This is a genomic window from Christiangramia sediminis (assembly GCF_020552705.1).
Lineage (GTDB): Bacteria > Bacteroidota > Bacteroidia > Flavobacteriales > Flavobacteriaceae > Christiangramia > Christiangramia sediminis.
Map to the genome: position 1 here is coordinate 67776 of NZ_JAJBZG010000001.1, position 25593 is coordinate 93368.

Genomic DNA, 25593 nt, shown 5'->3' on the forward strand with positions numbered 1-25593 from the left:
TTAACCAACCGCCAATTTTTGACTTTCCTTTAAAATATATGCAGGCATTGCTTCTTCTAATTTCCACTCTATATTCATAGGTTTTTCTCCGGAATGTTTCTGAAAAATAGCTTCTCCTAAAAATACATAGCCCATAGTAAAACCATATTCATCTTTAGCCTGTTCTCTTACAAAAAGGAGCACGTTTTTTTTACTTTTTATATAGGCTTGTCCCTTAGGAGTATTGGGCGAAGCACTATTTTGTGTTTGCCAATGAAAAAGATTTTTATTCAGTGCATAATCTTCATACATAGTCGTAGGGGAGTAATCTTTGTCAGACTTTTTCAAGGTTACAAATAAAGCTTCAGTATTTATTGATTTTTCATAGGATGCACCTTCTCTACTTGGCTTAGCTTTTTTGAACTTATGCCTTCTGATAGCAACTAGAATTTGGTTACGGTTATATCTACTATGAATTTTTAGAGGAAATTCAAATCCAAGTTGGATGGGTTTTTCCACAAAATCTATTTCCTCCATTAATAGTTCTACTACTTCAAGAATTTCATCAATCATTCTTGGATTTTTAGAAATCTGGTGCAGACTTTCATTTAAGTTATTGAAATTACAATCAGGTCCTGATTTTTGCCATATATCGTAATGAAGCATTAGGGCCTTCAACCTTTCTATTTCAGAAAAATTCAAATTACTGAAGTTCGATTGACATAAGTTTTTGATGAACTTCAAATAACTAACTGAATTACAACTTATCAATCTATTGCTAATAAAATTGGCAATCTCTTTTTCATTAGGTTCTGAAAATTCTTCAATTACTCCCGCTTCCGCACATAATCTATTCCAACTTCCCTTCTTATAAATTTGTTGGAGTCTTAAGTGATGAAATTCAATAAAATTTGAAAGCGTAAGTGGTAATGAAGAATGATTTTTAAAGCTTTTAATTTTCTGAACTAGTTGAGGTCTTCTAAATTCAGTGGCTTCTTTAATATTTTTGAGGATTATTTCTTTAGCTTTTCTTTCTAAAACAATTGAACAGCCTAATGGTAAATGAGGAAATTCATCTTCAATTTCTTTAATTACAGAAGTATGAGTTTTTCCAATCAAAGCTCTGAATTTATGCTCAAAATCATATTCAGGTCTAGCATTACCTACAAAATCAAGGACGGTAAGACAATCTTTATTTTCTGCGAGCCTTAGACCGCGACCTAATTGCTGAAGAAATATAGTTAAGCTCTCAGTAGGTCTGAGAAATAAAACCGTATCAATTTCTGGAATATCTACACCTTCGTTAAATATGTCAACCACAAATAGATAATTAATCTCCTTCTTGTATAATTTATTTCTTAATTCATCCCTGTTAGAGCTATTTGAGCTTACTAAATAATCGGCTTTCAGTCCCACACGTGTAAAATTTTCAGCCATATATCTGGCGTGTTCCTGACTTACACAAAATCCTAGTGCTTGAACATCATTTACATCGGTTAGATATTCTTCGCAGTTTTTCAAAATATCTCCTAGTCGACGATCATCTTCAGTATATAATTTAGTTAGCTCATTAATATCATATTTTCCTTGTCTCCAGTTGACAGTTGTTAAATCAATAGAATCTGAAAGAGCAAAGTATTGAAAGGGAGAAAGTAATTTTCTATTTAAGGCTTCTGGAAGACGAATTTCGGCTGCAATCTTATTGTGAAAATCACCAGTGATATCTCCACCATCCATTCTTTCTGGTGTAGCGGTAAGACCTAATAAAATCTGAGGATTGAATCTTTTTAGAATTGGTCTATAACTCTCCGCTTTAATATGGTGAACCTCATCAACTATAATATAATCGAAGAAATCATCACCGAGCTCTAGCTTTTTAAGTCTATTATTTAAGGTTTGAACTGAAGCAAATAGTTGATCATATTTTTGAGGTTCATAACCTCCTACCCAAAGTTCTCCAAAGTTTGAATCGCGCAATACATGCTGAAAAGTTCTTTGCGCTTGTTCGAGTATTTCTTTACGATGTGCAACAAATAAAAATTTAGGATTTGGATTAGAATTTTTAAAACGTTTAAAATCGAAAGCCGATATCACAGTTTTACCGGTTCCTGTTGCAGCTACCAATAAGTTTTTATTCCGATTATGAATAATCCTTTCGGAATCAAGTTTGGAAAGAATTTCTTCCTGATAAGGATAAGGTTTAAGATCAAAAAAAGTAGTTATCAGATTTACTCCTTGATTGCTCTGCCTTTTTAAAGAAGCTATGAGTTTTTCTTGATCCTTTCCCTTTTCATAAAATTCGAATTCTGGGTCTAGCCAGTAAGTTTCAAAAGTTTTTTGAAATTTATCTATAATGTGGCCAATTTCCTGGGTAGTAACTTTCAAGTTCCATTCAAGTCCGTTTGTCAAAGCAGACCGAGAAAGATTAGATGAACCAATATAACCAGTATGAAATCCTGAATTTCTTAAAAATAAATATGCCTTCGCATGTAATCGTTCGTGTTCAACATTATAAGAAACTTTAATTTCAGTATTGGGTAAGGAAGATAAGTATTCTACAGCTTTGGCATCTGTAGCACCCATATAGGAAGTTGTGATAATTTTTAACTTCTTACCACTATTAGTAAATTCTTCTAATTCTTTTTTAAAAATTCGGATCCCAGAATATTTAATAAAAGAGACAAGCCAGCAAATTTCATCGGCAGAAAGGATTTCCTTTTTGATCTCACTTTCTAAAGAGATTCCAGTATTATTCCCTGTAAATAATTCACTTTGACTAAGACGCGTATACGGTGTTATTTCTTTTAGACGATCTTTTAAATTTGAATATGGAAAGTTAGATTTAGAAAAAACAGCTTCAAGTATTCTGCCTTCGTTTTCAATTAAGTTGTCTGCTAAATCTATGTTTTTAAGTTCCTCAGCTAATAATTTAATAATCTTATTAGAGATTTCGATTTGTCTTAATGGCCTGTCCTTTTCTTTGATTTCATTCAAAGCAAATCGGATTGTTTCTGATAAATACAGACTTAAATATTGTGACGCCTCCTCTTTATCTAAAAGTGTTTCGCTAATGTGGAATTTTTGACAGTCAAGTGTATCTAATTTATTAGATACCAATTTATTTATTAGCTGTTCGTAAAGTCCGGTTTCAAAACTCATTTAAAATTCTGTATATAATGTTGAACAATTGGTATATCTGCTTCAGCCCAGTCAAAATTTTCTAATTGCCAAATAGCAGCCCATTCTATTTTAGAATGTTCTTTTAAATCGATTTCTGAGGTTTGTAGGGAACAGCGAAATGGGATAAGTTTAATAATCTTATTTTCTGAATATTTATGTGTGTTTGATGGAAGTCGTTCTAAGATTGTTATTTCTAATCCTAGCTCTTCTTTAATTTCTCGTTTAAGACAATCTTCGAGTGTTTCTCCATTCTCCAGTTTCCCTCCTGGGAACTCCCACTTCAAAGGAAGCTTCATTTCTGCACTGCGTTGGGCGCATAAAATTCGATCATTATCTTCTATTAATGCACAGGTAACTTGAATCAACCGACTTTAAATTATTGTTCAAATTAAAAATACATGTTTAATTGTATAATCTCTTTTTAATTGAAATTACTTTTTAACGTTTTATCCATACACTTCAACAAAATCATGAATATTAATAAGTATATTTTCTTAGCTTTTAAATCTGATTTTCAGGCTAGGCATTCCGGCTTACTAATTTTTCCAGAACAGCAATAAAACCACCTAGCAAACTAAGCATTTAAAATAAAATCACTCCTTTACAAACACCATACAATGCTGCCAGGGTAGGTTGCTGATGTTTTCCTTGAGAACATAGCCATTCGCCTTAAATTCCTTAACAGCTTGTGCTTCGGTCATTTTATGCAGTTTTTTTATAGGGATAGAAGCATCTTCCCCACGATATTCAATAAGGTATATTTCACCATTTTCCCGTAACGCCTTGTGCATGGAAGTTAGCATTTCCACCGGATAACTGAATTCGTGATACACATCTACCATCAGGATCTTATCTACCGAGTTTGCCGGCAGGTTCACACTTTTTTCTGAGCCTTTTAAAATTTTGATGTTTTCCAGGTCTGCTTCCTTTTTTGCTTTTTTAATGGCTTGTAGCATTTCGTCCTGTATATCTACAGCGTAAATGAGGCCTTCTTTGGCGAGTGGCGCCATTTTAAAGACATGGTAACCCGAACCTGCGCCAATATCTGCAATGCGGTCATCGGGCAGGATGTTCATATTTTTAATAAGTCTGCTGGTGTTTTCTTCCTTTTCACGTTCCGGCCGTTCTAACCAGCTCATTCCTAGGAAGCCCATCACATGTGAGATCTCACGACCTTTATAGAACTTTCCAATACCATCAAAACTGCCGGTTTTAAAGACGTAGTTTTCACTGGTATTTTCGGTTTGTCCTTTGCATTGAAAAAAGAACAGGGAAACAGTCAGGATGAGTAAGGAGTAAATATACTTTTTCATGATATGATTTTGGATATCATAAAGTTACGGAAAGCCTGTGTAAAAGAGATCATTTCGGGATATATGAGTCTGAAATTTCTTTTAGAACATGAGCATTATTTAGAACCCGGAATAAAACATTTTTAGAATACCTCTTAGTTGAACTTAAAAATAAAAAAACCACTACCAAATACAGGTTCGCCAGTGGTTTTGTGTTCCAAACAATTCCTCGATCACAAGGATCGGACTATTAATTAAAAGATTAGAGAAGCTGCAGCTACGAAACCCCAATTATGTATTACGACCCTACTCATAATATATAATTTGAAAGCAACCCCAATAATGGTGTAGCCGCCACTTGCTCTAATTTGTTATAAAACTAAATATTATGTTAAAGCGAAAGATAAGCATTTAGTAAACGTATCGAATTTGAAAGTTATCGTTAGATCTTCAGATTAATTATAACGGAAGTACCTTTATTTTTTTCAGAATTTATCTGGATTGTTTCTTCAACATCATAGCCAAGTAAAGCTAAGCGCTCCTTAACCAGACTAACTCCTCTGGATTTATGCAATTTGTTTCCGGAGTTTTCAGAAAAGCCTGCCCCATTATCTTCAATCTTGCATTGCAATATATTTTCTGTCAACAAGTTGAAGGAAATTTTTAAAGTTGGATTCTGTATACTCGCAGGGAACGCGTGTACAAAAACATTCTCTACAAAGCTTTGCAGCAACATGGTAGGAATTTCAACTTCATAGGTGTCGATCCTAGGATCTATTTCCATGACAACCTTAATATTATTATTAAAGCGGGTGTTTTCTACCCGAATATAGGATTGCAGGTATTCAATTTCTTCCACGAGTAAAATACTTGGTTTGGTACAGTGATCCAGATTTAACCTGATCAATTTGGCGAAATCACCTAAAAATACACTGGCATTATCTATATCACTGTCCATGATATAATTCTGGATGGAATTCATGGCATTAAAAATAAAATGCGGATTCATCTGGGCCAGTAAAGCCTCCATTTTTGTCTCTTCAAAACGCTTCTGGATCAACCTTTTTTGTGCTTCGAATCTCCTGGCCTGGTTGATCTGAAATTTATAAAATACATATACCGCCAGTAATATCGAACTTATGATCAGGGCTATGAACCACCAGGTTTGCCAGTAGGGTGGGAGTATAGACAGTTTTACCAGGGAATCTGTATAATTTAGACCGGTACTTTGATCCAGGACCTTTACATCCACCTCATAGTCATTTGAAGGTAAAAAAGGCAGGAATATCTCAGGTTTGGAAGTAGGAAGACTCCAGTTTTCACTGGCATTCAATCTATATTGATATTTTAATTTATGCGGATAGGGATGTGCATTCGTACTAAATTTAAGTAAGACCGTATTTTCGTTATAAGGAAGCCTTATGTCCTCTTTATCGATATACTGGCCGGAAGGAAATTTAGCATTATTGGTAAAAACTTCCTTGATCTCTATACTCTTCACCAAAGCATTTGTATCGCTAATGGCATCGAGGTCTATATTATAAAACCCATCCTTGCTGCCAATAGTCAATATATTTTTATTCACTTCTGCGCTGAGTAAAGGTTGTTGTAATCCCTGTTCTTCGTCAATGAAGATATAACGGTCTTCGTTATAAAGACTTAATCCTTTTTCGGTCCCAATTAATAAATTCCCGCGGTATTCCTTTAAAAATGAAATGGTATTCCCCTGTATCTTTGCCCGGGGGATCTTTTTTAATAATTCAAATGAATTGTTATCGTTTACGATAAATACATCCCCGAACTCATTTGAAATTGCCAGATCTTTCCCGAAAGTGCTAATGTGCCTTAATTTTTTCTCGCCCCAGATCCCATTTTGTAAATAAGAATGAAAGTCATTTTTCTTCCAGACATAAAGACCTGAAAAAACAGACAGGAAATAAGTTTTATCATCCTTTTGTAAACTATTAACCACCATGGTGGGCGTTTGAGGATCTTCCTGGTTATAATGGATGTAATCTAAAGCATCCAGATCGCTATATACCCTAACACCACCATAAGGATTGGTCTCTATAAGATGGCCGTCTGGCGTAAAATTGATCTCTTCTGAATGTACAGGCAGGTAGTGCTTTAATTCGCCGGAAGCTTTAATGGCAAACACACCAATATTGGTGTTTATCCAGAATACATTTCCAGATACTTTTATATCATAAAAACTAATATCAGCAGCCCTGGTCGTATAATCCAGTTCATAAAAATCATCTGCATGTTTTGGCAGGGGTATATTAGTATTCCGTACATAATTCTCCTGCCATTGTTTTAATTGCGATAAACCAAGCCTATGCTCATTTTCAGCATTTTTTAAAATAATCGCATCGTTCATTAAAACTGCGGAGGTCCCATCAGTCCTTGCAAAACCGAGCACATTTTTTTCTTCGATCTCATGGAATTTTATCTGAGGCTTTAAGGCGATCTCAAACAAGCCGGCATCCCTGGTTCCCGCATATAGTTTTTCAAAGTCTGGATCATAGGCCAGAGAGATCACTTCTTTACTTGGAATATTGAATTCTGAAGCCCGGGACATAAAAGCATCATCCTGTATCTCGTAGATGCCGCCGTTAGTATCATAAATTCCCCAGGCAGCAGCAAAAACCTGATCATCTTTTGTTTTTACGTAGTCCCATATGATGGAGGTGCCAGCTTTATCTGCGGATAGCGTGTCTTTTCCGTTTACATAATCTGCAAGGTTGTTTTTTGTGAAAAAACCCTGGTTACTGCTGTAAATACTGTCTTTATCCTTAAAAACAGCATAGATATTCTTGTGAGCATTAAGCTTTACTAATTGGGTGTTATTCTTTTCCTCGGTAAATTTATAGATTCCGGCTTTATAGCTTGCCAGGTAGACCTTCCGCTTATACTCAAAAAAACCAGTTATCCTGAAAAGCTCCTCTTCCGCAGGAATACTCCAGGAATCAATTTTAAAAGTATTGATATCTATCCTGGAAACACCATTGCTGGTTCCAACGTACATATAGTTTCCCTTCGAAAACAATTTGGTTACCTGATTGTGAACCAGGCCGTGTTTCTCTGAAAGAACCCTGAATTTGAATCCATCATAAACACTGATACCTTCGCCATAGCTTCCAAACCATAGCTTTTTATTTTTATCTTCTGCAATGGCCCAACAGCTGTTCAGGGCTAAACCATCCTCTTCAAAAAAGTATTTAAAGACGTCATTTTCTTTTTTAACCACCCCGTTATCTGTACCAATCCAGAGAATATTATTGCTGTCTACTAACAAAGATCTAACGGCATTGTTTGGCAATTCGTTGGCAGCTGTATAATTTTTACCGGGGAAATTCTGGGAAAAGGCTACATTAAACCATAATAAGGAAAAGAGAAAAAATCTAATGGTTTTGTAGAATGGCATTGATAAATTCTTCTTCTTTTCGGAAAGAAACAGGCAGTTTCTCTCCATTGGTTAATTCAACTTCCTTATTCGCTTTATGGTATCTTACCACATAATTCAGGTTAATGACGTAGCTTTTATGAATCCTTTGGAAAGACTTCCCGGGAAGTATCTCTTCCACATATTTTAAGGTTTTCGAGGCCGTTTTCAGGGAACCGTCAATTTTCTTTATGCAACAGTAATTACTCTCGGCCCTGCAATATAATATTTGATTGGAATGAATCAGTTCAAATCCTTCGAGGGTCGGGAAAGCAATTTTACTTACGTTCTGGTCATTTACATTAAGGTTCTCCAGCAATAAGGATAATTTTTTCTGGGCAGAGCTTCCTTGGTTCCTGGTCTCAAACCTTTTAACGGCATCAGAAAGCTCCAGATGATTTATAGGTTTTAGTAAATAATCCAGGGCGCTGCGCTTTATCGCTTTTATGGCAAATTGATTGTAAGCTGTGGTAAATATGACTTCAAAATTTACAACATCAAAATACCTGAACAATTCAAAACCATTTTTTTCAGGCATTTGAATGTCTAAAAAGACCAACTCCGGCTCATGTTTCTTAATGGCAAGTACACCAGAATCTACCGAATTGCATTTTTCAACAATATTGAATTTATTAGGGAAATGCCGGTAAAGCGTTTTCTCCAATAAACTTTGGGCATTTATTTCGTCGTCAATTATTACTGCTTTAATCATATAATAAAACTACAATTATATGAAGAATATATAACTTCTTTCGGTGTAATGAAAACCCGCGGTGAAAGCCATGTTTTTTTGTTTTTGTAGTTACATCCAGATATAAGCTAATTATTCCCCGATCTGTATTTAAGGAACTTATTTTGTATTGTTTAAAAACAATTATTAGCCATAAATCAATTTTAACAGCTCCTCAATTTTGTGAGCTTTTGGCCATTGCTTAACAGTTCATTTACAACTTCGCGCTACTAAATCATCTAACTTTAAGAAACAATTTATTCAAACGATTTTATGAAAGAAGACAAGAAAAAGGCATCTAAAAAAGCAGATGACCTACAGAAGAATATTTCTGATGCGGAAGGAAAAACAATGACGACCAACCAGGGCTTAAAAGTTAATGACACCAATAATTCCCTTAAAGCCGGAGAACGTGGCGCCACACTTTTAGAAGATTTTATCCTTAGGGAAAAGATCACTCACTTTGATCACGAACGAATTCCGGAAAGGATCGTTCATGCCCGCGGAAGTGGAGCCCATGGATATTTTGAACTGTATGAAAGTCAGGAAGAGATCACCAAAGCCGGGATCTTTACCGATACTTCCAGGAAAACTCCAGTATTTGTTCGGTTCTCTACTGTGGCCGGTTCAAAAGGATCGGCAGATATGGCCCGGGATGTTCGCGGTTTTGCTACTAAATTCTATACCGAGGAAGGTATATTTGACCTGGTGGGAAATAATATGCCCATTTTCTTTATTCAGGACGCGATGAAATTTCCAGACCTGATCCACTCGGTGAAACCCGAACCGGATCGGGAGATTCCCCAGGCAGCTTCAGCCCATGATACTTTCTATGATTTTATTTCCCATACCACAGAAACTCTGCATAACCAGATCTGGGTAATGAGCGACAGGGCTATTCCGAGAAGTTTAAGAATGATGGAAGGCTTTGGGATACATACCTTCAGACTTGTAAATGCGGAAGGCAAATCACATTTCGTGAAATTTCACTGGAAACCTTTACTGGGAGTGAAATCTGTAACCTGGGATGAAGCGGTGAAAATGCATGGAGCCGATTCAGATTTCCATAGAAGAGATCTTTGGGATGCCATAGAGGCAGGACAATTTCCTGAATGGGAACTGGGACTTCAGGTGGTGCCAGAGGAAGACGAGCATAAATTTGACTTTGACCTGCTAGATCCTACGAAACTGATCCCGGAAGAAATGGTTCCAGTAAAACGTATTGGGAAAATGACCCTTAACCGTAACCCCGATAATTTCTTTGCGGAAACCGAACAGGTAGCTTTTCATCCCGGACATATAGTGCCAGGAATAGATTTTACCAATGACCCCTTGTTGCAGGGAAGATTATTCTCTTATACAGATACCCAATTGTCACGATTGGGAAGTCCTAACTTTCACGAACTACCAATTAACCGTCCCGTAAATGAGGTGCATAACAATCAGAGGGATGCGCAGATGAGAATGACTGTTAATAAAGGAAAAACGGCCTATTTTCCAAACTCTATTGGTGGAGGATGTCCTCACCTGGCTAAGATAGCTGAAGGTGGTTTTAGCAGTTATGAAGAGCGTATAGATGCTAAAAAAATAAGGGAACGAAGTGAAAGTTTTAATGATCATTTCTCTCAACCGGCATTGTTTTACCGTAGTTTAAAGGAACACGAGCAGGAACATGTGATACAGGCTTATTCTTTTGAATTAGGTAAATGTACCTACGATCATATTAAAGAGCGAATGTTATGGATCCTTCAGCAGATAGATGAAAATCTCGCTAAAAAAGTTGCTGAAAACCTGGGAATGGAAATTCCAAAAGAGGTTGAAGGTCCGGTAAATCAAGCTATTGGAGCAGATGCCGATGTGAAAAAGCATCAACCAGGTCCTAAGAAGATGTACCTGGATAAATCTGAAGCCCTGAGCCAGGAGCACCTGCCCTCAGAAGGCATAGCGACCCGAAAGATCGCAATGCTGGTAGGAGATGGTTTTAGCGAAAGCGATTATAATAAAATGAAAAAACCTCTGGAAGAGGCGGGCGCGATGTTAGAAATAGTTGGCGTTCATGGCGGTACTATTAAGTGTGATAAAGGAGACTCCCATAAAGTAGATCACGCGCTTATGACCACAGAAAGTGTTCTTTTTGATGCCCTTTATATCCCCGGCGGAAAAGAAAGTATTGCAGCGCTTATGAAACAGGCAAAAGCGAAGAAGTTTGTAAATGAAGCCCTTAAGCATTGCAAGGCAATAGCTGTAGATGCTGAAGGTGAGAAATTTTTTGATGCTACTTACGGGAAGGATTTTAAAGATGATGAAGCTGTTTGCATTAATGCCCAGGCGAAAAAATTCATAAAAGCGATCAGTATGCACCGTAACTGGAAAAGAGAGAAAGCGGCGATGGATATTCCTGCTTAAATTTTTCCTGGCTACTATCGTTGTAGCATTTATTAAAAAAGGTCCGGAACTTTTAAAAATAGTCGGACCTTTTTTTATTTCTAAAATAAACATTTTGAATTTGGTTGTCACTCTGAGCATAGCAAAGAGTCTCTGCAACATGAGATTCTTCACTTCGCTTTGCGGCGTTCAGAATACACATTTTGTGGATGTCACTTAGAGCCACGCGAAGAGTCTCAAATAAAATGATCATTCAGGAATTCCCAGTGTGGATTATGATCGGTAATAAGTTTATTTTTTTGATTCTAAGCCAACCTTTAATTTCTTTTTCCCTTAAAATGGCTTCCTGTATCCAGGTATATTTTTCATAATATAAAAGGTAAATGCACTGATATTGAGCTGTAAATGATTTTTTTCTCAATCGCACACCTTCTGCATGTTCGCTAAGACGTCTTTTAAGGTTATTAGTAACGCCGGTGTATAATACATCTATATTCTTATTAGTAAGAATATAGATATAATAAGTATGCCATCCCTCGTAAAACACACTGGAAATTAGTTAAAATATAATAGTTACTTGTCTAAACATGGAGATTGTTCAGTTACTATGTTCCTTCAGTATACACATTTTGACACGAGAGTGTCCCTCTGAGCAAAGCGAAGAGTCTTATCAGACCAATAATTTCAGAATTCTATATTGGGTAATAAAAAATAACGGTCTAAAAAGTATATTTTCATCTGAATGATATTTTATTTTACTCTTTAGACCGTCTTTTTATAAAATATTTATTCCGAAATTATTTCAGCATTTCATATAATTTCTCGGCTACCAGGCCGGAAGAAGCCGGATTTTGTCCAGTGACAAGGTTTCCGTCCACCAGGGCATATTCTTCCCAGTCACCCGCTTTAGAGTAAATTCCGCCATTCTCCTTTAGCATATCTTCCACTAAAAAAGGAACCACCTCGGTTAACTCCACTGCTTTCTCTTCGGTATTAGTAAAACCGGTTACTTTTTTTCCTTTCACCAATGGCTCACCATCCTTGCCTTTTACATTTTTTAAAGCCGCAGGAGCATGGCAAACAAAACCTATTGGTTTCTTTGCAGCATTGAATGTTTCTATAAGGGTGATAGAGTCCTGATCTTTAGAGAGATCCCATAGTGGGCCGTGTCCTCCCGGATAGAATACTGCATCGTAATCTTTAGGGTGTATTTCAGAAAGGACTTTTGTAGTGTTAATTACCTTCTGTGCCGCCTCATCATTTTTAAAACGTTTCGTATCTTCAGTCTGCGCATCTTCAGTATCACTGCTTGGATCTATAGGCGCTTTTCCTCCTTTAGGAGTGGCAACGGTAATATCTACCCCTTTATCTAATAATTTATAATAAGGATTGGCAAATTCTTCTATCCAAAAACCTGTTTTGTTTCCTGTATCCCCCAATTCGTCGTGTGAAGTGAGTACAAATAATACTTTCATAGCTTTCTTTTTTTTGATTATTACTGTTCCCGAAATTTTAAAAATTTCAGGATTTCTGTAAAAACCAAGTTAGCTATTTGTTGAGAGCATATGTGTTATAACAAAACTAAAGTTTAGATAAGAATAAGTTACCAGACCATTTAATTTGAATAATTGGAGATTTGCTGAAGAGGTAATGAACTTATTTTACTTCCTTTAAAATCAATACCGGTAATTTAGGATCAAAAGCGATCTCGCTAACTACCGATTTGGAAAATAACCTGGAAAAGAAACCCTGTTTTCTTTGATATAAGGTTAGGAAATTACTATCCCTGCTTTCAATAAAAAGATGCACACCAGTTGCGGGGGTGGTCTGGGTTAAAATATGGAAGCTCTGAGGTACACCGGTTAAATGTTGTTCCAGTTCTTCCTTATTTTTTACCTGCTCTGGACTCAGTTTTTTATCTTCCGTATTAATGTATAACACGCGTACAGAGGCTCCCAGGCTTTTAGCAAGATCTATAAGCGCCAGTAATTCCTTTTGCTTAAAGGGAATTCTAAGATTGGTTGGAAATACGATCTCGGCATTATCCTGCGCTTTCCATTCAATAGTTTCTGGAATCACCAGAACCGGGCATTGCTCCACATCTTCAGTGATCTTTAAAATATCTTCGGAAGTATTAATATGAACCGAGTCACCCCGGGAACCTAAAATTATAAGATCAACCCCAAATTTATCGGCACTCTCCTGGATATTATCTACCAGGTTTCCCTGAAGAGAGATGGTTTCAAATTTATGATTAGGATTCTCTTTTCTAAAACTAAGTCCCTGCATGATCCTGGCCAGGCCTTTTTCTGAAATTTCCTTGGCGTTATGCTGCTCATCATGATTTTTACCCAGGGGCATTTCACTTAAAAAACCCTGTGAATGATAAACGTTGATCACATAGAAGGTGCAGGAATATTTTTTATAAAGACCCATCGCAAAAATGAGGGCATTCCAGGAATGTTTAGAGAAATTTGTAGGGATCAGGATCTTCTTTTCCATAGATATTCAATTGATTTTATAAATATACTAAAGAGAAGTTGTGATAAAAGCATTTGAGTTAAAACAATATTTTGAGAATAAGAGATCAAAAGCTTTAGTGTGGGATTATTACTGAAAACTCATTAGTTAACTGAAAATAATGTATTTAGGTTAATACTTTAATGTATAGAGCTCTTTTTCTGCAAATTCTGGAATATAAATTGACGTAAATATTACAAAGGAAAACAAAGGAGGTATGCATGAGAAAATAACATTTAAGAAAACTATTTGTTCAATTATTAATTTTTAATCATTGAATTAGCCCAACAAAAGTCCCGCAAATGACGGGGCTTTTTTTATACCTGCTTTTTTTCTACCAGTTTCCCTTTTTTGAAATAAAGCCCTATATCTTCCGCGATCAAATAAAGACATGGAACAATTACCAGGATGATCGAAGTGGCGAAAACGATCCCAAAACCAAGGGAAATAGCCATGGGGATCAGGTAATAGGCCTGGCTTGAAGTTTCCAGAATTATAGGAGTAAGCCCGCCAAAAGTGGTAAAGGTAGTAAGCATAATAGGTCTGAAACGCCTGATCCCCGCCTCATGAATTGCTTCATATATGCTCATATTCTTGCGCTTTTTGTTGGCATAATCTATCATAATAAGCGAATCGTTCACCACCACCCCGGAGAGTGCGATCACGCCCATTAAACTTACCAGGGAAAGATCATATCCCAGTAAAATATGGCCAATTACAGCGCCAACTGTTCCAAAAGGGATCGCGATCATCACTATAAGTGGCTGGGTATAACTGCTGAAAGCCATGGCAAGAAGTGTATAAATAAGAAGCATGGCCATGCCGAAACCACTCCATAGGGTCGCTGTAGATTCGCGCATATCTGCCTGGCTGCCTTCAAAACTCCAGGTGATTCCGGGAAAGTCGGCTCTTAGCTGGGGCAGGACTTCCTGTTCTATAGAAGCCAGCACCTGGGAGACCGTATTGGCAGGTTCTACATCCATACCCACGCTTACCACCCTGCTGCCATCCCTGCGGTTTATGCTGGTAAAGGCTTCTTTCTGCTCCACACTTACTACATCCAGCAGAGGTACTTCCACACTATCCCGGGTTCTTATCAGAAAATTTTCAAGATTCTGAATATCACGGCGTTCTTCTAAAGGTAATTTTACCAGGACTTCAATCTCATTAATTCCTCTCAGTTGTCTCATAGCCAGCGCACCGTAAAAAGCATCTCTCACCTGTCGCCCCACTTCGTTCGAGGTAAGCCCCAGGTTTCTACCTTCCGGCAGTAACTTAAAATCGTACTGAATTTTCCCTTTATTGTAATTATCATTGACATCCCGGGTATTGTCAAAAGCTTCCACTCTTTGCATAAAAGCTTCGCTCGCCCGGCCCAGCACATCAATATCTGGATGGCTAATATCCACACTTATCGCCTGCTGATAGCCTCCGGGGCCACGTTCAGCTTCAAAAGTGATTTGATCTACCCCTTCAATTTCTCCAATATTATCACGCCACAAGGCGATAAGTTCACGTGCAGACATTTCGCGTTGATCTGGCGGTTTCATGACGATCTCCACATCAATAAAATTCTGACCCCGTACATTGGTTTTAATACCTTCCGCCACCTTATAAAGTTCATATTTTTCAAACATTTGGCGGGTAGATTCGGTGATCTCTTCAGCAACTTTAGAAGCCTGCAGGGGAGTGGTGCCCACCGGTAATCTTACACCGGCTTCAATCTCATCGGCCGCAACTTCTGGCATCATGATCATCCCCATGTGATCGCTATAACCATAACCGCCCACCACTAATAATAATGCGACTGCAGCACTAAGTGTAATATACCTGTATTCAAGACATTTATCAAGGATGGGACGGTAGTACTTATCGATCAATCTGTTGAAACCTTTAGCAAAAGATTCCTGCCAGGTCTCGAGTTTTAATACCCAGCCTTTTCTCTTTTTCCTGGATAGATGCCCCAGATGTGAGGGTAGAATAAAAAGGGCTTCCAGGAGTGAAACTGCTAAAATCAGGATCACCACCATGGGCAGCGGCCACCAGAATTTACCGGTTTCTCCGGGCATAAATAGTAGTGGAATAAAAGTAATTATGGTAGTTATGATACTGAAAGTGACCGGTTTTGAAACATCTTTAGTTCCTTTAATCGCGGCATCTATATAACTATAGCCCTGCTGCCGGTATTCATATACATTTTCTCCCACTACAATAGCATCATCTACCACAATTCCCAGTACAATAAGGAATCCGAACATGGAGATCATATTTAAACTTACTCCTAAAACGGGAAGCAGGATCATACCGCCAATAAAAGAGATGGCCATTCCCATCATAACCCAGAAAGCGAGCCGGTATTCCAGGAAAAGGGTAAGGATTACCAGTACTATTATGATAGCAAGGATCCCATTTTCAGTAAGTAAGGAAAGACGTTCCCGGTAATCTTCAGCAGTATTGCTGTTAATTCGATATTGGATCCCTGGCGGTAGCTGAAAATCTGCCATGATCTCATCTACCTTTTCTGAAATTTCCAGTGGTGACTGTTCTCCTACCCGAAAAATACTAAGGTCTACCGCGGGTTGCTGATTGAACTTTCCATGAAAACCAGATTCTTCAAAACCATCGGTTACGGTGGCGATATCTGCCAGGCTAACTTTTGCTCCAGAAGGAGAAGAAAGGATGGTGATATTTCCAAATTCCTCAGCCCATTGCTTGCGTTCCTGCATACGCAGTAGTATTTCTCCAGATTCGGTTTCTACCGCTCCTGCGGGTACATCCTGGCTGGATTGCGCGATAATATCGGCTACCTGCCCTAAAGTAAGGCCATATTTCCTTAAATTATTTCTGGAAATTTCTATGTGGGTAACATAGTCGGGGACATTTCCCAGTTCAACCTGGGTGATCTGTTCATTACTAAGCAATCTGTTTCGCAGCCGTTCAGCAAGTTTTCTCAAGGTCCAGATATCAGAATCTCCATAAAGGCTTATTTCCAGAACATCTCTTTGCCTTACCTGAAGATTTACCTGGGGCTCTTCAATATCATCGGGAAAAGTCCTGATCCTGTTCACTGCCTGATCAATTTCCTGATAGGTCTGCATTCTATTGACCCCTGTAATTAGTTCTATGGTCACATTTCCCGAACCTTCATTAGCCGTGGAAACGATCTCCTTGATCCCCTGGATGCCTCTCACGGCTTCTTCCACCGGTAAAAGAATTCCCTGCTCCACCTCGGCAGGAGCGGCCCCCGGATAGGTTACATTTACTTCTACATAGTCTAACTGGAATTCGGGGAAAACTTCTTTTTGAATATTGAACATGGTCCAGATACCCCCACCAATTAAAAGCAACATCAGGAGATTTGCCGCAATAGAATTCCTGGCCATATATCCTATGATACCTTCTTTACGCACATTATCTTCCTGATTGTTTTCCATTCTAGTCCTGCATTTGCATATTATCCTGTGCGGTATTGGTAGTATCTGCTCCCGTTCTCAACTTAATCCCATTGGAAACTGTGCTCAGGTTGGTAGTGACCACTTTATCGCCTTCTTCCACCCCTTTAGTGATATAGGCATATTTAGAGTCGGTAAGCAGAATTTCGGCATTGCGAATGGAGAGCGCGCCATTATCCATCACCCAAACGGTTTGATTGCTTCTAATATGATCACGGTTAAGCCTAACTACATTGGCGATCCCTTTGGCCTGTACATGAGCTTCTACAAATGAGCCGATCATAAGTTCAGGTTTATCCTCATTGATATTTTGCGCCAGTGGATCGGGTACTCTTACTAAAATTCTGGCAAGACGCGTCTGCCCGTCCAGAGCGCCAATTTGCTTGTATAAATATCCTTCCCGATAAGCATCTTTTCCCCAGGCAGTGGAATTCATGATCTTTACCGGCGATCCCATTTCTGAATCATTCCCCGGAAAGTATAACCACTTTAGTTTATTTACGGGTAGGGTAAGGGTAACCCAGTAGAATTTGGTACCCACGAGACGACCTAAATTATCTCCCGGGGCTACCTGGGATCCTTCAGTTACATTCTGACTTAAAATATGAGCATCGAAAGGAGCTTTTATAGTCGCCCGGTTTAAATTTAACTGAGCCTGGTCTACAGCGGCTTCAGCAGATTTCAGGTTGGCCTGAACCGAATTAAGCTGAGGTTTTCTCAGGACCAGGGATTTTTGCTGAGGAGAAAGTGAATCTATACCAAGTAATTCCAGGTCTTCTTCTGCCACTTCCTGTCTTCCCCGTTCCACATCCAGATCGGTTCTCGCCTGTTCCAGCTCACTTCTTCTAAGCTGTACCGTATTTCTGAAATCTGAAGGATCTATTTGCAACAGGATGTCTCCTTTTTTTACAAAACCACCCGGGGTAAAAGAAGGATCTCTTTTTATGATCTGCCCACCCACCAAAGGGCTCAGCATCACATCTTCTACGGGTTCAACCGTGCCCGTGGCGACGATCACCGGGTTAAAATCTCCTTTTTCTGCAGTTTCCACTTCAACCAGCATGGCCATTTGCTTCGTAGCTCCTTCGCTGCTGGCCGTAGGTTCGGTCAGGAAAATAAGTATGGTGATTACTGCTGCCACCAGTAATATTCCTCCACAAATAATAAGTATTTTCTTCTTTTTCATATTATTCTTCCAAATAGTTCAGGTCGCTTAGCTCTACAGCTCTTTCGGTTTCAAAACTTCCGGCAAGAGCACGATAAAGAGAGATGCGTATTTCCAGTAATTGCTGCCTGGCATTTATCATGTCTCTTTGTAATTGTTGTTCCTGGTCTATAGACAGCAACACATCAAGGTAATCTGTAAGTCCGTTAAGAAATGACAATTTTAGCTGTTTATTAGTTTTAGCAGCAAGCTCCAGTTGCTTTTTGAGGCTGATGATCCTTTCTTTCTGTTTTAATTCCCGTATAAGGGCATCTTCAACTTCCCTGAATGCGGTAAGCACAGTTTGCCCGTATTCATATAATCTCTGGTTCTTTAAGGCTTTAGTTCTGTCAACTTCAGCATTAAGTCTTCCGCCGTAAATAATAGGGCCAACGATGTTCCCGGCCAGGGTATAAGCCCAATCCTGAAACAATGAATTGAAATCGTTAGACCTCGCCTGGGCGACTAAATTCAGGGAGATCCGGGGATATTTATTCCGAATTGCCTGGGCCATATCCCTATCTGCAGCCAGCACCAGGCTATAGGCTTGTTTAATATCGGGACGTCTTCGAGTGAGTTCCAGTGGTAGCCCGGTTTCAGGCAAATCTGGTAACTTAGGGAAATCGGCATCCGGGATCTCCAAATCATTTTGGGGTGGAAAACCGAGCAAGACCGCTAATTGATTTTGCACGAGTTCTACATTGGTCTCAAATATGATTTTTTGATTTCTGGTACTTTCTACCAGCTGTTCCTGTCTAAGTATATCTACCGCTCTAATTTGTCCGCTGGTGTAGCGTGTTCTAAGAAGTTTAAGGATATTTTCATTGGTTTGCACCTGTTCTTCGATAAGCTGAAGCTCTTTTCTTGCAGAAACCAGTTGATACAGACTAAGGGCAGTTTCCGCAGAAATGGTCATAGCAGCAGCCTGATAATCAAAATAAGTTGCCTGTGCTCTGAATTCTTCTGCTTCGATCCCGGTACGAATTCTCCCCCAAAGATCTATCTCATAGGATGCGGAAAGACCCACCTGGGAATTCTCCCCGCCAGCAAAGTCGGGTTGAGGTCGGCTAATTCCAGTTCGTGCTTCTGCCTGAATATCTGGAAATAAAAAGGACCGCTGACTTTTAACCGTGGCTATGGAAGCCTGAAATTGTTCCCACGACCCTGCCAGTTCAAGATTCGCGGTAAGAGCGGTATCTACTAGTTGGTTAAGTACTGGATCATTAAAAGCGCGCCACCATTTTTCAGGAATCATCTGTTGCCCGTTATTGCTGAAATTATCTGGTTCTGCTTCTACCGGAAGTTCAACTTCGTGTACTTTGGGAGCACAAGCCATAAGAAAAATTAAAAGGAAAACTGACAGCCTTTTGAAAGCTGATTTTCCTGAAAAAGTTCCTATTTGGTCTGTTAGAGATTTTATGGCAGCAAAATTTTTATGGAGGAATGTTTTTTACTGAAAATTCAGGATCCATTTTATATTGATACACATATCCGGAAATATCAGATTTCCCCTAAGTTACAGAATTTTTTGCAAGACTTTTACTGGCAGGTTAAAGATGAATTTGATTTATTATTTAATTAACCGTGGTTTAGGGGAGGATCAAATTTTTGAGCGGAAATTTCAGAAGAACATATTGGAGGATCTTCAAAAAGTTAATTTCTATATATTTTCTGAACTTTCATTCAAAAATTGCCAGTTTCAGGTAAGAAAATTTTAGAATTAAAAGTTTTAAGAGTTTTTATTGCAGATAGCATAATTCTTCCGGTACGGCTTTAAATCGGTGTTTTTTAATGATTCAAAAAGCTTTAGTTTTACTCTTTTATTTTTAGAATTTTCAGAATTGATATGGAGAATAAAAAGCATTTTGTGATTGATTTCGACAGTACATTTACCCAGGTGGAAGCACTGGATGTACTTGGTGAGATCTCTCTGGAGAAGCATCCCAGGAAAAAAGAAAAACTTCAGGAATTAAAGGATCTTACAGATCTGGCCATGGAAGGTAAACTTGCCTTTAGGGAGTCCCTGGAAAGAAGGCTGAATATTCTGGAAGCAAATAAAAGTGCCATTCCGGAACTGGTGGAAAGACTTCAGCAAAAGGTATCGGTTTCCTTTGTGAGAAATGAAGGCTTCTTTAAAGAACATAAGAATAATATCTATATTATTTCTAATGGGTTTAGAGAGTTTATTGTGCCAATTGTAAAGGAGCTGGGAGTGAAGGAAGAAAACGTGTATGCCAACAGCTTTGATTTTGATGCTGATGGAAACATTACCGGGTTTGATCAGGACAATGTACTTTCTTCCAATAACGGCAAAGTGGAGCTTTTAAAAAAGATGGATCTCAAAGGTGATGTGTATGTCATCGGCGACGGATATAACGATTATGAAATTAAAGCCGCCGGGCTTGCAAATAAATTCTACGCCTTTACTGAAAATATTGAGCGCGATAATGTTCTTGATAAAGCAGACCATATCACGCCAAGTCTTGACGAATTCCTATACCTTCATAAAATGAACAAAGCAATATCTTATCCTAAGAACAGAATTAAAGTCTTACTCCTGGAGAATGTGCATGCAGATGCCGTGGCCATCATGAAAAATGAGGGTTATAATGTGACTACCATTTCCGGGGCTCTGGATGAGGAGGAACTGGCGGAAAAGATCAAGGATGTTTCTGTACTGGGGATTCGATCCAAAACTAATCTTACGGAAAAGGTATTGGAGAATGCCAATAGACTTATTGCCGTAGGCGCATTTTGTATAGGAACCAATCAGATAGATCTTGAGGCATGTCTTAAGAAAGGGGTAGCCGTTTTTAATGCTCCTTTCAGCAATACCAGGTCTGTGGTGGAACTCGCAATTGGAGAGATCATCCTTTTAATGAGAAATCTTCCCGACCGTATTGCTGAGATGCATAATGGTGAATGGAATAAATCTGCTAAGGGAAGCTATGAAATAAGAGGTAAAAAACTCGGGATCGTAGGTTATGGAAATATTGGTGCTCAACTCTCTGTGGTTGCTGAAGCTATTGGGTTTGATGTCTATTATTATGACCTGGTTGAAAAATTAGCCCTTGGAAATGCGACCAAATGTAATAGCCTTCAGGAGTTATTTGAAAAGGTTGATATCGTGAGCCTGCATGTAGATGGCAGAAACGAGAATAAGAACATGATTGGTGACAGGGAATTCAGCTGGATGAAGGAAGGTTCAATTTTTCTAAATCTTGCCAGAGGCCAGGTAGTAGATGTGGACGCTCTTAGAAAACATATGGAGTCTGGAAGGATTATCGGGGCAGGAGTAGATGTATTTCCGAAAGAACCAAAGACCAATCAGGACGAATTTGAATCGACACTAAGAGGCTTACCAAATTTGATACTCACACCGCATATTGGTGGAAGTACACAGGAAGCCCAGGAAAATATAGGAAATTTTGTTCCCGGGAAAATTATAAATTATATCAATACCGGTGGAACTACCAATTCGGTAAATTTCCCGAACCTGCAATTACCAATTCTGGAAAATGCCCACAGGCTTATACATATTCACCATAATAAACCGGGGATAATAGCACATATCAATAAGATCCTGGCGACACATGATATCAATATTGTGGGACAATATCTTAAGACCAATGAAACTATTGGGTATGTGATCACAGATATAGATAAGGAGTATAATGCAGAAGTTATAAAGGAATTAAAAGGAATACAGGGGACTATAAGATTCAGGGTGCTTTACTAGTATTTTTTAATCCAGGTAGATTAAGCATAAAAATAGGAAAAGCCGCACTAAAATTAGTGTGGCTTTTTAATTGAAATCACGTTGAATTGTTTACCGAATGATTCATTCAGCATCATTAATTCCTTAATTTAAAGTTCATAACATTTTGATATTAGTTTATTTAACCATGGGTAATGTAAAAAGAGCATACAGTTTATACTTTTGAAATAAATATAAGAGAAGGAGGAAAGGGTCAATTCTGAAATGATAGTCACGACCCTTTTTTGATTTGATGAACTTTAATATTTTATTAGCTAATTTTAGCTTTCGGTTAACTTATGGAAAGAAGATATATAAGTATATTTATAATGTAATTATTGGTCAAACAATAATTGCGAAGGCTAACTGGAAAATGGTTTAAATATTCTAGTTAGCCTTTTTTTTTATCCGTTTTTAAAAATTACTCCTCTAGATTAATAGTAAACCAGCAATATAAACACACATACCCACAAGCATTAAAATCAATGTATAGGGAAGAATTTCTCGTGCCTTTAATCGTGTAATGGCCAGAAGTGGTAACGCCCAAAAGGGCTGGAGCATATTTGTGATCTGGTCTCCGTAGGCGAAGGCCATGATGGCCTTATTTAGCGGAACGCCAAGTTTTACGGCACTTTCCAGAACTATAGGACCCTGGATAGCCCATTGACCTCCTCCGCTAGGGACGAAAATATTTACCAGCCCGGCACTAAAAAAGGTATAGACCGGTAAGCTGACCTCCGTAGCAATACTGGAGAAAAAACCGGCAATGTCGCCCACAATCCCTGTTTCTCGCATTATACCCATAATGCCGAAATAAAGAGGAAATTGGATCAATATAGCGGCGGCTCCGCCAATAGCTTCATCAAGGGCATTTAAAAAAGAAACGAAAGAACCATGCAGCAAAATACAAAGCGCGAGCATAAAGAAATTCAGCATGTTCGGGGTAAGATTAACCGAGAGAAGACTGGAGTCATAACTAACAAAAAATGCCGCTAATAGCAGTAGTCCAAATATCAGGCTGAGGTATTTGGAATGGTCAAGTTTTTCAGCCCCTTCAATCAGGATATTTTTTTGAGTTTGCTTTTCAGCAGGAAATTCAACTTTGGAAACTTCAGTTTTCTTACTTATGATCCACAACACCAGGGGTACCAGGATAAGTAGAATTCCAAAAAGGAGCAGGTTCCAATTGGCGAAAATGGTAGTTTCTGTGGGGATATTATCCGGTAATATATTTAGGATATTTTCATTTTCATCACCGGGGAATAGTCCTGCAATATGCCCGCTTTCCGCAGCCTTTAAGGGAGCACTTCCACTAATTCCACCGTGCCATACCATTAACCCCACATAGCCCGCAGCTCCAATCAGCGGATAATTGATTTTAAAATTGCGATCCCGGGCAGCCTCACCCACCTTTCTCGCCATAATTGCACCAAAAATAAGTCCCAGACCCCAGTTAAAGAACGCGACCAGCATAGTAGAAACCGAAACCATTATTACAGCACTGGCATTATCATATACGAGCCGGGTGAGCTTTTCTGTGATCCAGGAGACAGGTTTAGTAAGTACTAGGACATGTCCCAGCACCAGGATAAGCATCATTTGTACGGCAAAAACAAGCAGGCTAGGATCCCACATTCCATCCTGCCAGTAAAAAAGGATATCTCCCAAATAGGCAGGCGTCGTTTCCCCGGTGAAAATAAGTGCAATCAAGATGGTAAACAAACTTAATAGAACGGCAAGTGTAAACGGAGCAGGAATCAGTTTTTTAAAAACCAGTTCTATATATCTCGTCGTATTCATAGTAGTTTTTAGGAAATTCCAGGGTAAGATAAAAAATAGTTTATTAAGATTTATAGATATGCCTCATCGGGAAAATTTGCTTTAAACTCCCAGGAGGATGCGGCGAATTACTATACAAAGCCGGTGAATGCCTAAATTCACTAATAATGGGATGGTTGTAGATAAATTCGGGATTCAGTTCCAATAATGTATATCTGGATACCATAGTTAGGCTGTCTGGATCATTCTGTCATAATGAAGCATAATCTCCTGTAAATTAGTGCTATTCATTAATCAATTAATTGACAGTTAAAAATCATTATTAATTAAAAAACATTCATCATGAAAACATTATTTTTTTCTTTATTGCTAGTTGCGGTGGGCCTTGTAGGTCAGGCTCAGGAACAAAAAATTACTCAACTGGAAGAAGCCAAAGTAGGATTTGCGCCACTTGATGCTAAAATTACCCAAAGTGGAGATAGTTTCTCTTACAAAGTTGAAGAGGAATATGAAGGAGAGTTCACTAAAGATGCAATAGCATTTATGAAAGCGAACTTTGACATCCAAAACTTCATCTCAGAATTTGAAGAAGATAAGTATAGCTCTTACGTCGTAACATTTAGAAGTAGTAAGGGACATTTATCTGCCGACTTTAATAAAGAAGGTGAACTGGTTAAGACATTTCAGAAATTCCAGGACATAGCCTTACCACTGGATGTAAGAAGAGAAGTTTATATGGCTAATAAAGGCTGGACAATGACATCGAACAAATACATCGCTTCAGGTAACGGAGATCTTCTTGAGAAGGAAATATATAAAGTAAAACTTGAAAATGGGAATCAGAAGCGCAATGTAAAACTTGATTCCAGATCAGTATCTGGAACTTCAGTAGCAGTTAATCAATAGGTTTGATTTTTAAATTTAGTTGTTTGAGTTTTAATAGGGCTATCAAAATCTCATTTTGATAGCCCTTTATTGGGAATATAATGGATTATTTATGAGAAAAAATTACATAATTCTGATTTATAGGTTAGTAAATTGAAAGATTTTCAACAAAAATGTTCAAATAGTTTTAAATTGTGTGTACAAACTTATGTGTAAAGCATGAAAGCACTTGTAATTGATGACGAAGAACTGGCCCGAAGGCGGGTTCTAAATTTACTGGAAGAGGTAGAAGCTATTGAAGTTATTGGAGAATGTTCCAATGGACGTACGGCTATTGAAAGAATAAATGCAGATAAGCCAGATCTTATTTTCCTTGATATCAATATGAAAGATATGAATGGATTTGAAGTACTGAAGAAGATCGAAATTTCTCCCAAACCCATCGTTATTTTTGTAACCGCCTATGATAATTATGCCTTGAAGGCTTTTGATGTAGAAGCAGTTGATTTTCTTCTAAAACCATTTAAAGATCAGCGATTCTTTAAAACCATCAATAAAGTGCTGGAAACTACAAAAACAGAAGCGAACGATAATTTTGAAAAACGTCTGGTAGAATTCTTTCATGAATATTCAAAGGGAGGGCTACGACTTAATTCGGTATCCAAGATCCCAGTAAAGCAGGGAAATAAAACGGCTCTGGTAGATCCAAAGGATATTTTATATATACAGGCTTCAGGGTATTATGCTGAGATCTTTGTGGAGTCTAGAAAGTACGTGCTTCGGGAATCTTTGAACAACCTCGGAGAAATCCTGGATAGTAACATTTTTATTAGAATTCATAGATCAACCATAGCAAACCTTAATTATGTAAATGAAATCATACATTCAGATTATTCTGAGATCGACGCTAAAATGACTGACGGGAAACTATTACACGTCAGTAAATCGCACAAAAAGGAGTTTCTGGAAAAAATAGGAATTTAAG

At 38.2% G+C, this 25593-nt stretch carries 16 protein-coding genes; 4 read left to right on the forward strand and 12 right to left on the reverse strand.

The annotated features are described in order from the left end of the window. From LGQ90_RS00335 to LGQ90_RS00355, 5 genes are all read right to left on the reverse strand, one after another. Entirely contained in the window at positions 1 to 3138 is a 3138-nt protein-coding gene (locus LGQ90_RS00335) for a DEAD/DEAH box helicase (protein ID WP_229336943.1), read from the reverse strand. Then, positions 3135 to 3524 carry a (deoxy)nucleoside triphosphate pyrophosphohydrolase gene (locus LGQ90_RS00340; RefSeq protein ID WP_229336945.1) on the reverse strand — a complete coding sequence of 130 codons (390 nt, stop codon included), beginning with the start codon at positions 3522 to 3524 and terminating at the stop codon, positions 3135 to 3137. The genes LGQ90_RS00335 and LGQ90_RS00340 overlap by 4 nt, the downstream gene beginning before the upstream one ends. A 228-nt stretch (positions 3525 to 3752) precedes the next feature. Continuing rightward, entirely contained in the window at positions 3753 to 4472 is a 720-nt protein-coding gene (locus LGQ90_RS00345; RefSeq protein ID WP_229336947.1) for a class I SAM-dependent methyltransferase, read from the reverse strand. Between the two features lie 421 nt (positions 4473 to 4893). After that, positions 4894 to 7878, reverse strand: a complete 2985-nt coding sequence (locus LGQ90_RS00350) for a sensor histidine kinase (protein ID WP_229336954.1) — start codon at positions 7876 to 7878, stop codon at positions 4894 to 4896. Next, a complete protein-coding gene (locus LGQ90_RS00355) occupies positions 7856 to 8608 on the reverse strand; it encodes a LytR/AlgR family response regulator transcription factor (protein WP_229336956.1) in 753 nt (250 codons plus the stop codon). The genes LGQ90_RS00350 and LGQ90_RS00355 overlap by 23 nt, the downstream gene beginning before the upstream one ends. 291 nt (positions 8609 to 8899) lie before the next feature. Here LGQ90_RS00355 and LGQ90_RS00360 point away from each other — a divergent pair, with 291 nt between their 5' ends. After that, positions 8900 to 11032, forward strand: coding sequence for a catalase (locus tag LGQ90_RS00360; protein WP_229336958.1), 2133 nt, complete (start codon positions 8900 to 8902; stop codon positions 11030 to 11032). 232 nt (positions 11033 to 11264) lie between these two features. On the opposite strand, the gene LGQ90_RS00365 is transcribed toward LGQ90_RS00360, so the two are convergent. From LGQ90_RS00365 to LGQ90_RS00390, 6 genes are all read right to left on the reverse strand, one after another. Continuing rightward, positions 11265 to 11558, reverse strand: a complete 294-nt coding sequence (locus tag LGQ90_RS00365) for a GIY-YIG nuclease family protein (RefSeq protein ID WP_229336967.1) — start codon at positions 11556 to 11558, stop codon at positions 11265 to 11267. A 250-nt stretch (positions 11559 to 11808) separates the two neighbouring features. Continuing rightward, on the reverse strand, positions 11809 to 12486 hold the full coding sequence (locus LGQ90_RS00370; RefSeq protein WP_229336969.1) for a type 1 glutamine amidotransferase domain-containing protein: 678 nt from the start codon (positions 12484 to 12486) through the stop codon (positions 11809 to 11811). A gap of 181 nt (positions 12487 to 12667) precedes the next feature. Continuing rightward, on the reverse strand, positions 12668 to 13513 hold the full coding sequence (locus tag LGQ90_RS00375; protein ID WP_229336970.1) for a universal stress protein: 846 nt from the start codon (positions 13511 to 13513) through the stop codon (positions 12668 to 12670). Between the two features lie 335 nt (positions 13514 to 13848). After that, positions 13849 to 16965 carry an efflux RND transporter permease subunit gene (locus LGQ90_RS00380; protein ID WP_229336972.1) on the reverse strand — a complete coding sequence of 1039 codons (3117 nt, stop codon included), beginning with the start codon at positions 16963 to 16965 and terminating at the stop codon, positions 13849 to 13851. Position 16966: 1 nt separating this feature from the next. Next, the gene (locus LGQ90_RS00385) at positions 16967 to 18169 is read right to left on the reverse strand and encodes an efflux RND transporter periplasmic adaptor subunit (protein WP_229336974.1); all 1203 of its coding nucleotides are present in this window, start codon (positions 18167 to 18169) and stop codon (positions 16967 to 16969) included. 1 nt (position 18170) lies between these two features. After that, a complete protein-coding gene (locus tag LGQ90_RS00390) occupies positions 18171 to 19523 on the reverse strand; it encodes an efflux transporter outer membrane subunit (protein ID WP_229336976.1) in 1353 nt (450 codons plus the stop codon). Between the two features lie 510 nt (positions 19524 to 20033). Between LGQ90_RS00390 and serA the strand changes: the two genes are divergently transcribed. Next, the gene (gene serA, locus LGQ90_RS00395; RefSeq protein WP_229336978.1) at positions 20034 to 21926 is read left to right on the forward strand and encodes a phosphoglycerate dehydrogenase; all 1893 of its coding nucleotides are present in this window, start codon (positions 20034 to 20036) and stop codon (positions 21924 to 21926) included. A 447-nt stretch (positions 21927 to 22373) separates the two neighbouring features. Here the strand turns inward: serA and LGQ90_RS00400 are convergent, their stop codons facing one another. Beyond that, a complete protein-coding gene (locus LGQ90_RS00400) occupies positions 22374 to 23744 on the reverse strand; it encodes a short-chain fatty acid transporter (RefSeq protein WP_229336980.1) in 1371 nt (456 codons plus the stop codon). Positions 23745 to 24065: 321 nt separating this feature from the next. Between LGQ90_RS00400 and LGQ90_RS00405 the strand changes: the two genes are divergently transcribed. Together LGQ90_RS00405 and LGQ90_RS00410 are read left to right on the forward strand one after the other, a co-directional pair. After that, positions 24066 to 24629: a hypothetical protein gene (locus tag LGQ90_RS00405; RefSeq protein ID WP_229336982.1), complete on the forward strand. Its 564-nt coding sequence runs from the start codon at positions 24066 to 24068 to the stop codon at positions 24627 to 24629. Between the two features lie 198 nt (positions 24630 to 24827). Next, a complete protein-coding gene (locus tag LGQ90_RS00410) occupies positions 24828 to 25592 on the forward strand; it encodes a LytR/AlgR family response regulator transcription factor (protein ID WP_229336984.1) in 765 nt (254 codons plus the stop codon). The last annotated feature ends 1 nt before the right edge of the window (position 25593 follow it).

Coding starts and splice junctions, on each gene's coding strand:
- LGQ90_RS00380 (WP_229336972.1), bottom strand. CDS start 16,965: ATGGAAAACAATCAGGAAGATAATGTGCGTAAAGAAGGTATCATAGGA.
- LGQ90_RS00385 (WP_229336974.1), bottom strand. CDS start 18,169: ATGAAAAAGAAGAAAATACTTATTATTTGTGGAGGAATATTACTGGTG.
- LGQ90_RS00400 (WP_229336980.1), bottom strand. CDS start 23,744: ATGAATACGACGAGATATATAGAACTGGTTTTTAAAAAACTGATTCCT.
- LGQ90_RS00405 (WP_229336982.1), top strand. CDS start 24,066: ATGAAAACATTATTTTTTTCTTTATTGCTAGTTGCGGTGGGCCTTGTA.
- serA (WP_229336978.1), top strand. CDS start 20,034: ATGGAGAATAAAAAGCATTTTGTGATTGATTTCGACAGTACATTTACC.
- LGQ90_RS00410 (WP_229336984.1), top strand. CDS start 24,828: ATGAAAGCACTTGTAATTGATGACGAAGAACTGGCCCGAAGGCGGGTT.
- LGQ90_RS00375 (WP_229336970.1), bottom strand. CDS start 13,513: ATGGAAAAGAAGATCCTGATCCCTACAAATTTCTCTAAACATTCCTGG.
- LGQ90_RS00355 (WP_229336956.1), bottom strand. CDS start 8,608: ATGATTAAAGCAGTAATAATTGACGACGAAATAAATGCCCAAAGTTTA.
- LGQ90_RS00345 (WP_229336947.1), bottom strand. CDS start 4,472: ATGAAAAAGTATATTTACTCCTTACTCATCCTGACTGTTTCCCTGTTC.
- LGQ90_RS00350 (WP_229336954.1), bottom strand. CDS start 7,878: ATGCCATTCTACAAAACCATTAGATTTTTTCTCTTTTCCTTATTATGG.
- LGQ90_RS00360 (WP_229336958.1), top strand. CDS start 8,900: ATGAAAGAAGACAAGAAAAAGGCATCTAAAAAAGCAGATGACCTACAG.
- LGQ90_RS00335 (WP_229336943.1), bottom strand. CDS start 3,138: ATGAGTTTTGAAACCGGACTTTACGAACAGCTAATAAATAAATTGGTA.
- LGQ90_RS00370 (WP_229336969.1), bottom strand. CDS start 12,486: ATGAAAGTATTATTTGTACTCACTTCACACGACGAATTGGGGGATACA.
- LGQ90_RS00390 (WP_229336976.1), bottom strand. CDS start 19,523: ATGGCTTGTGCTCCCAAAGTACACGAAGTTGAACTTCCGGTAGAAGCA.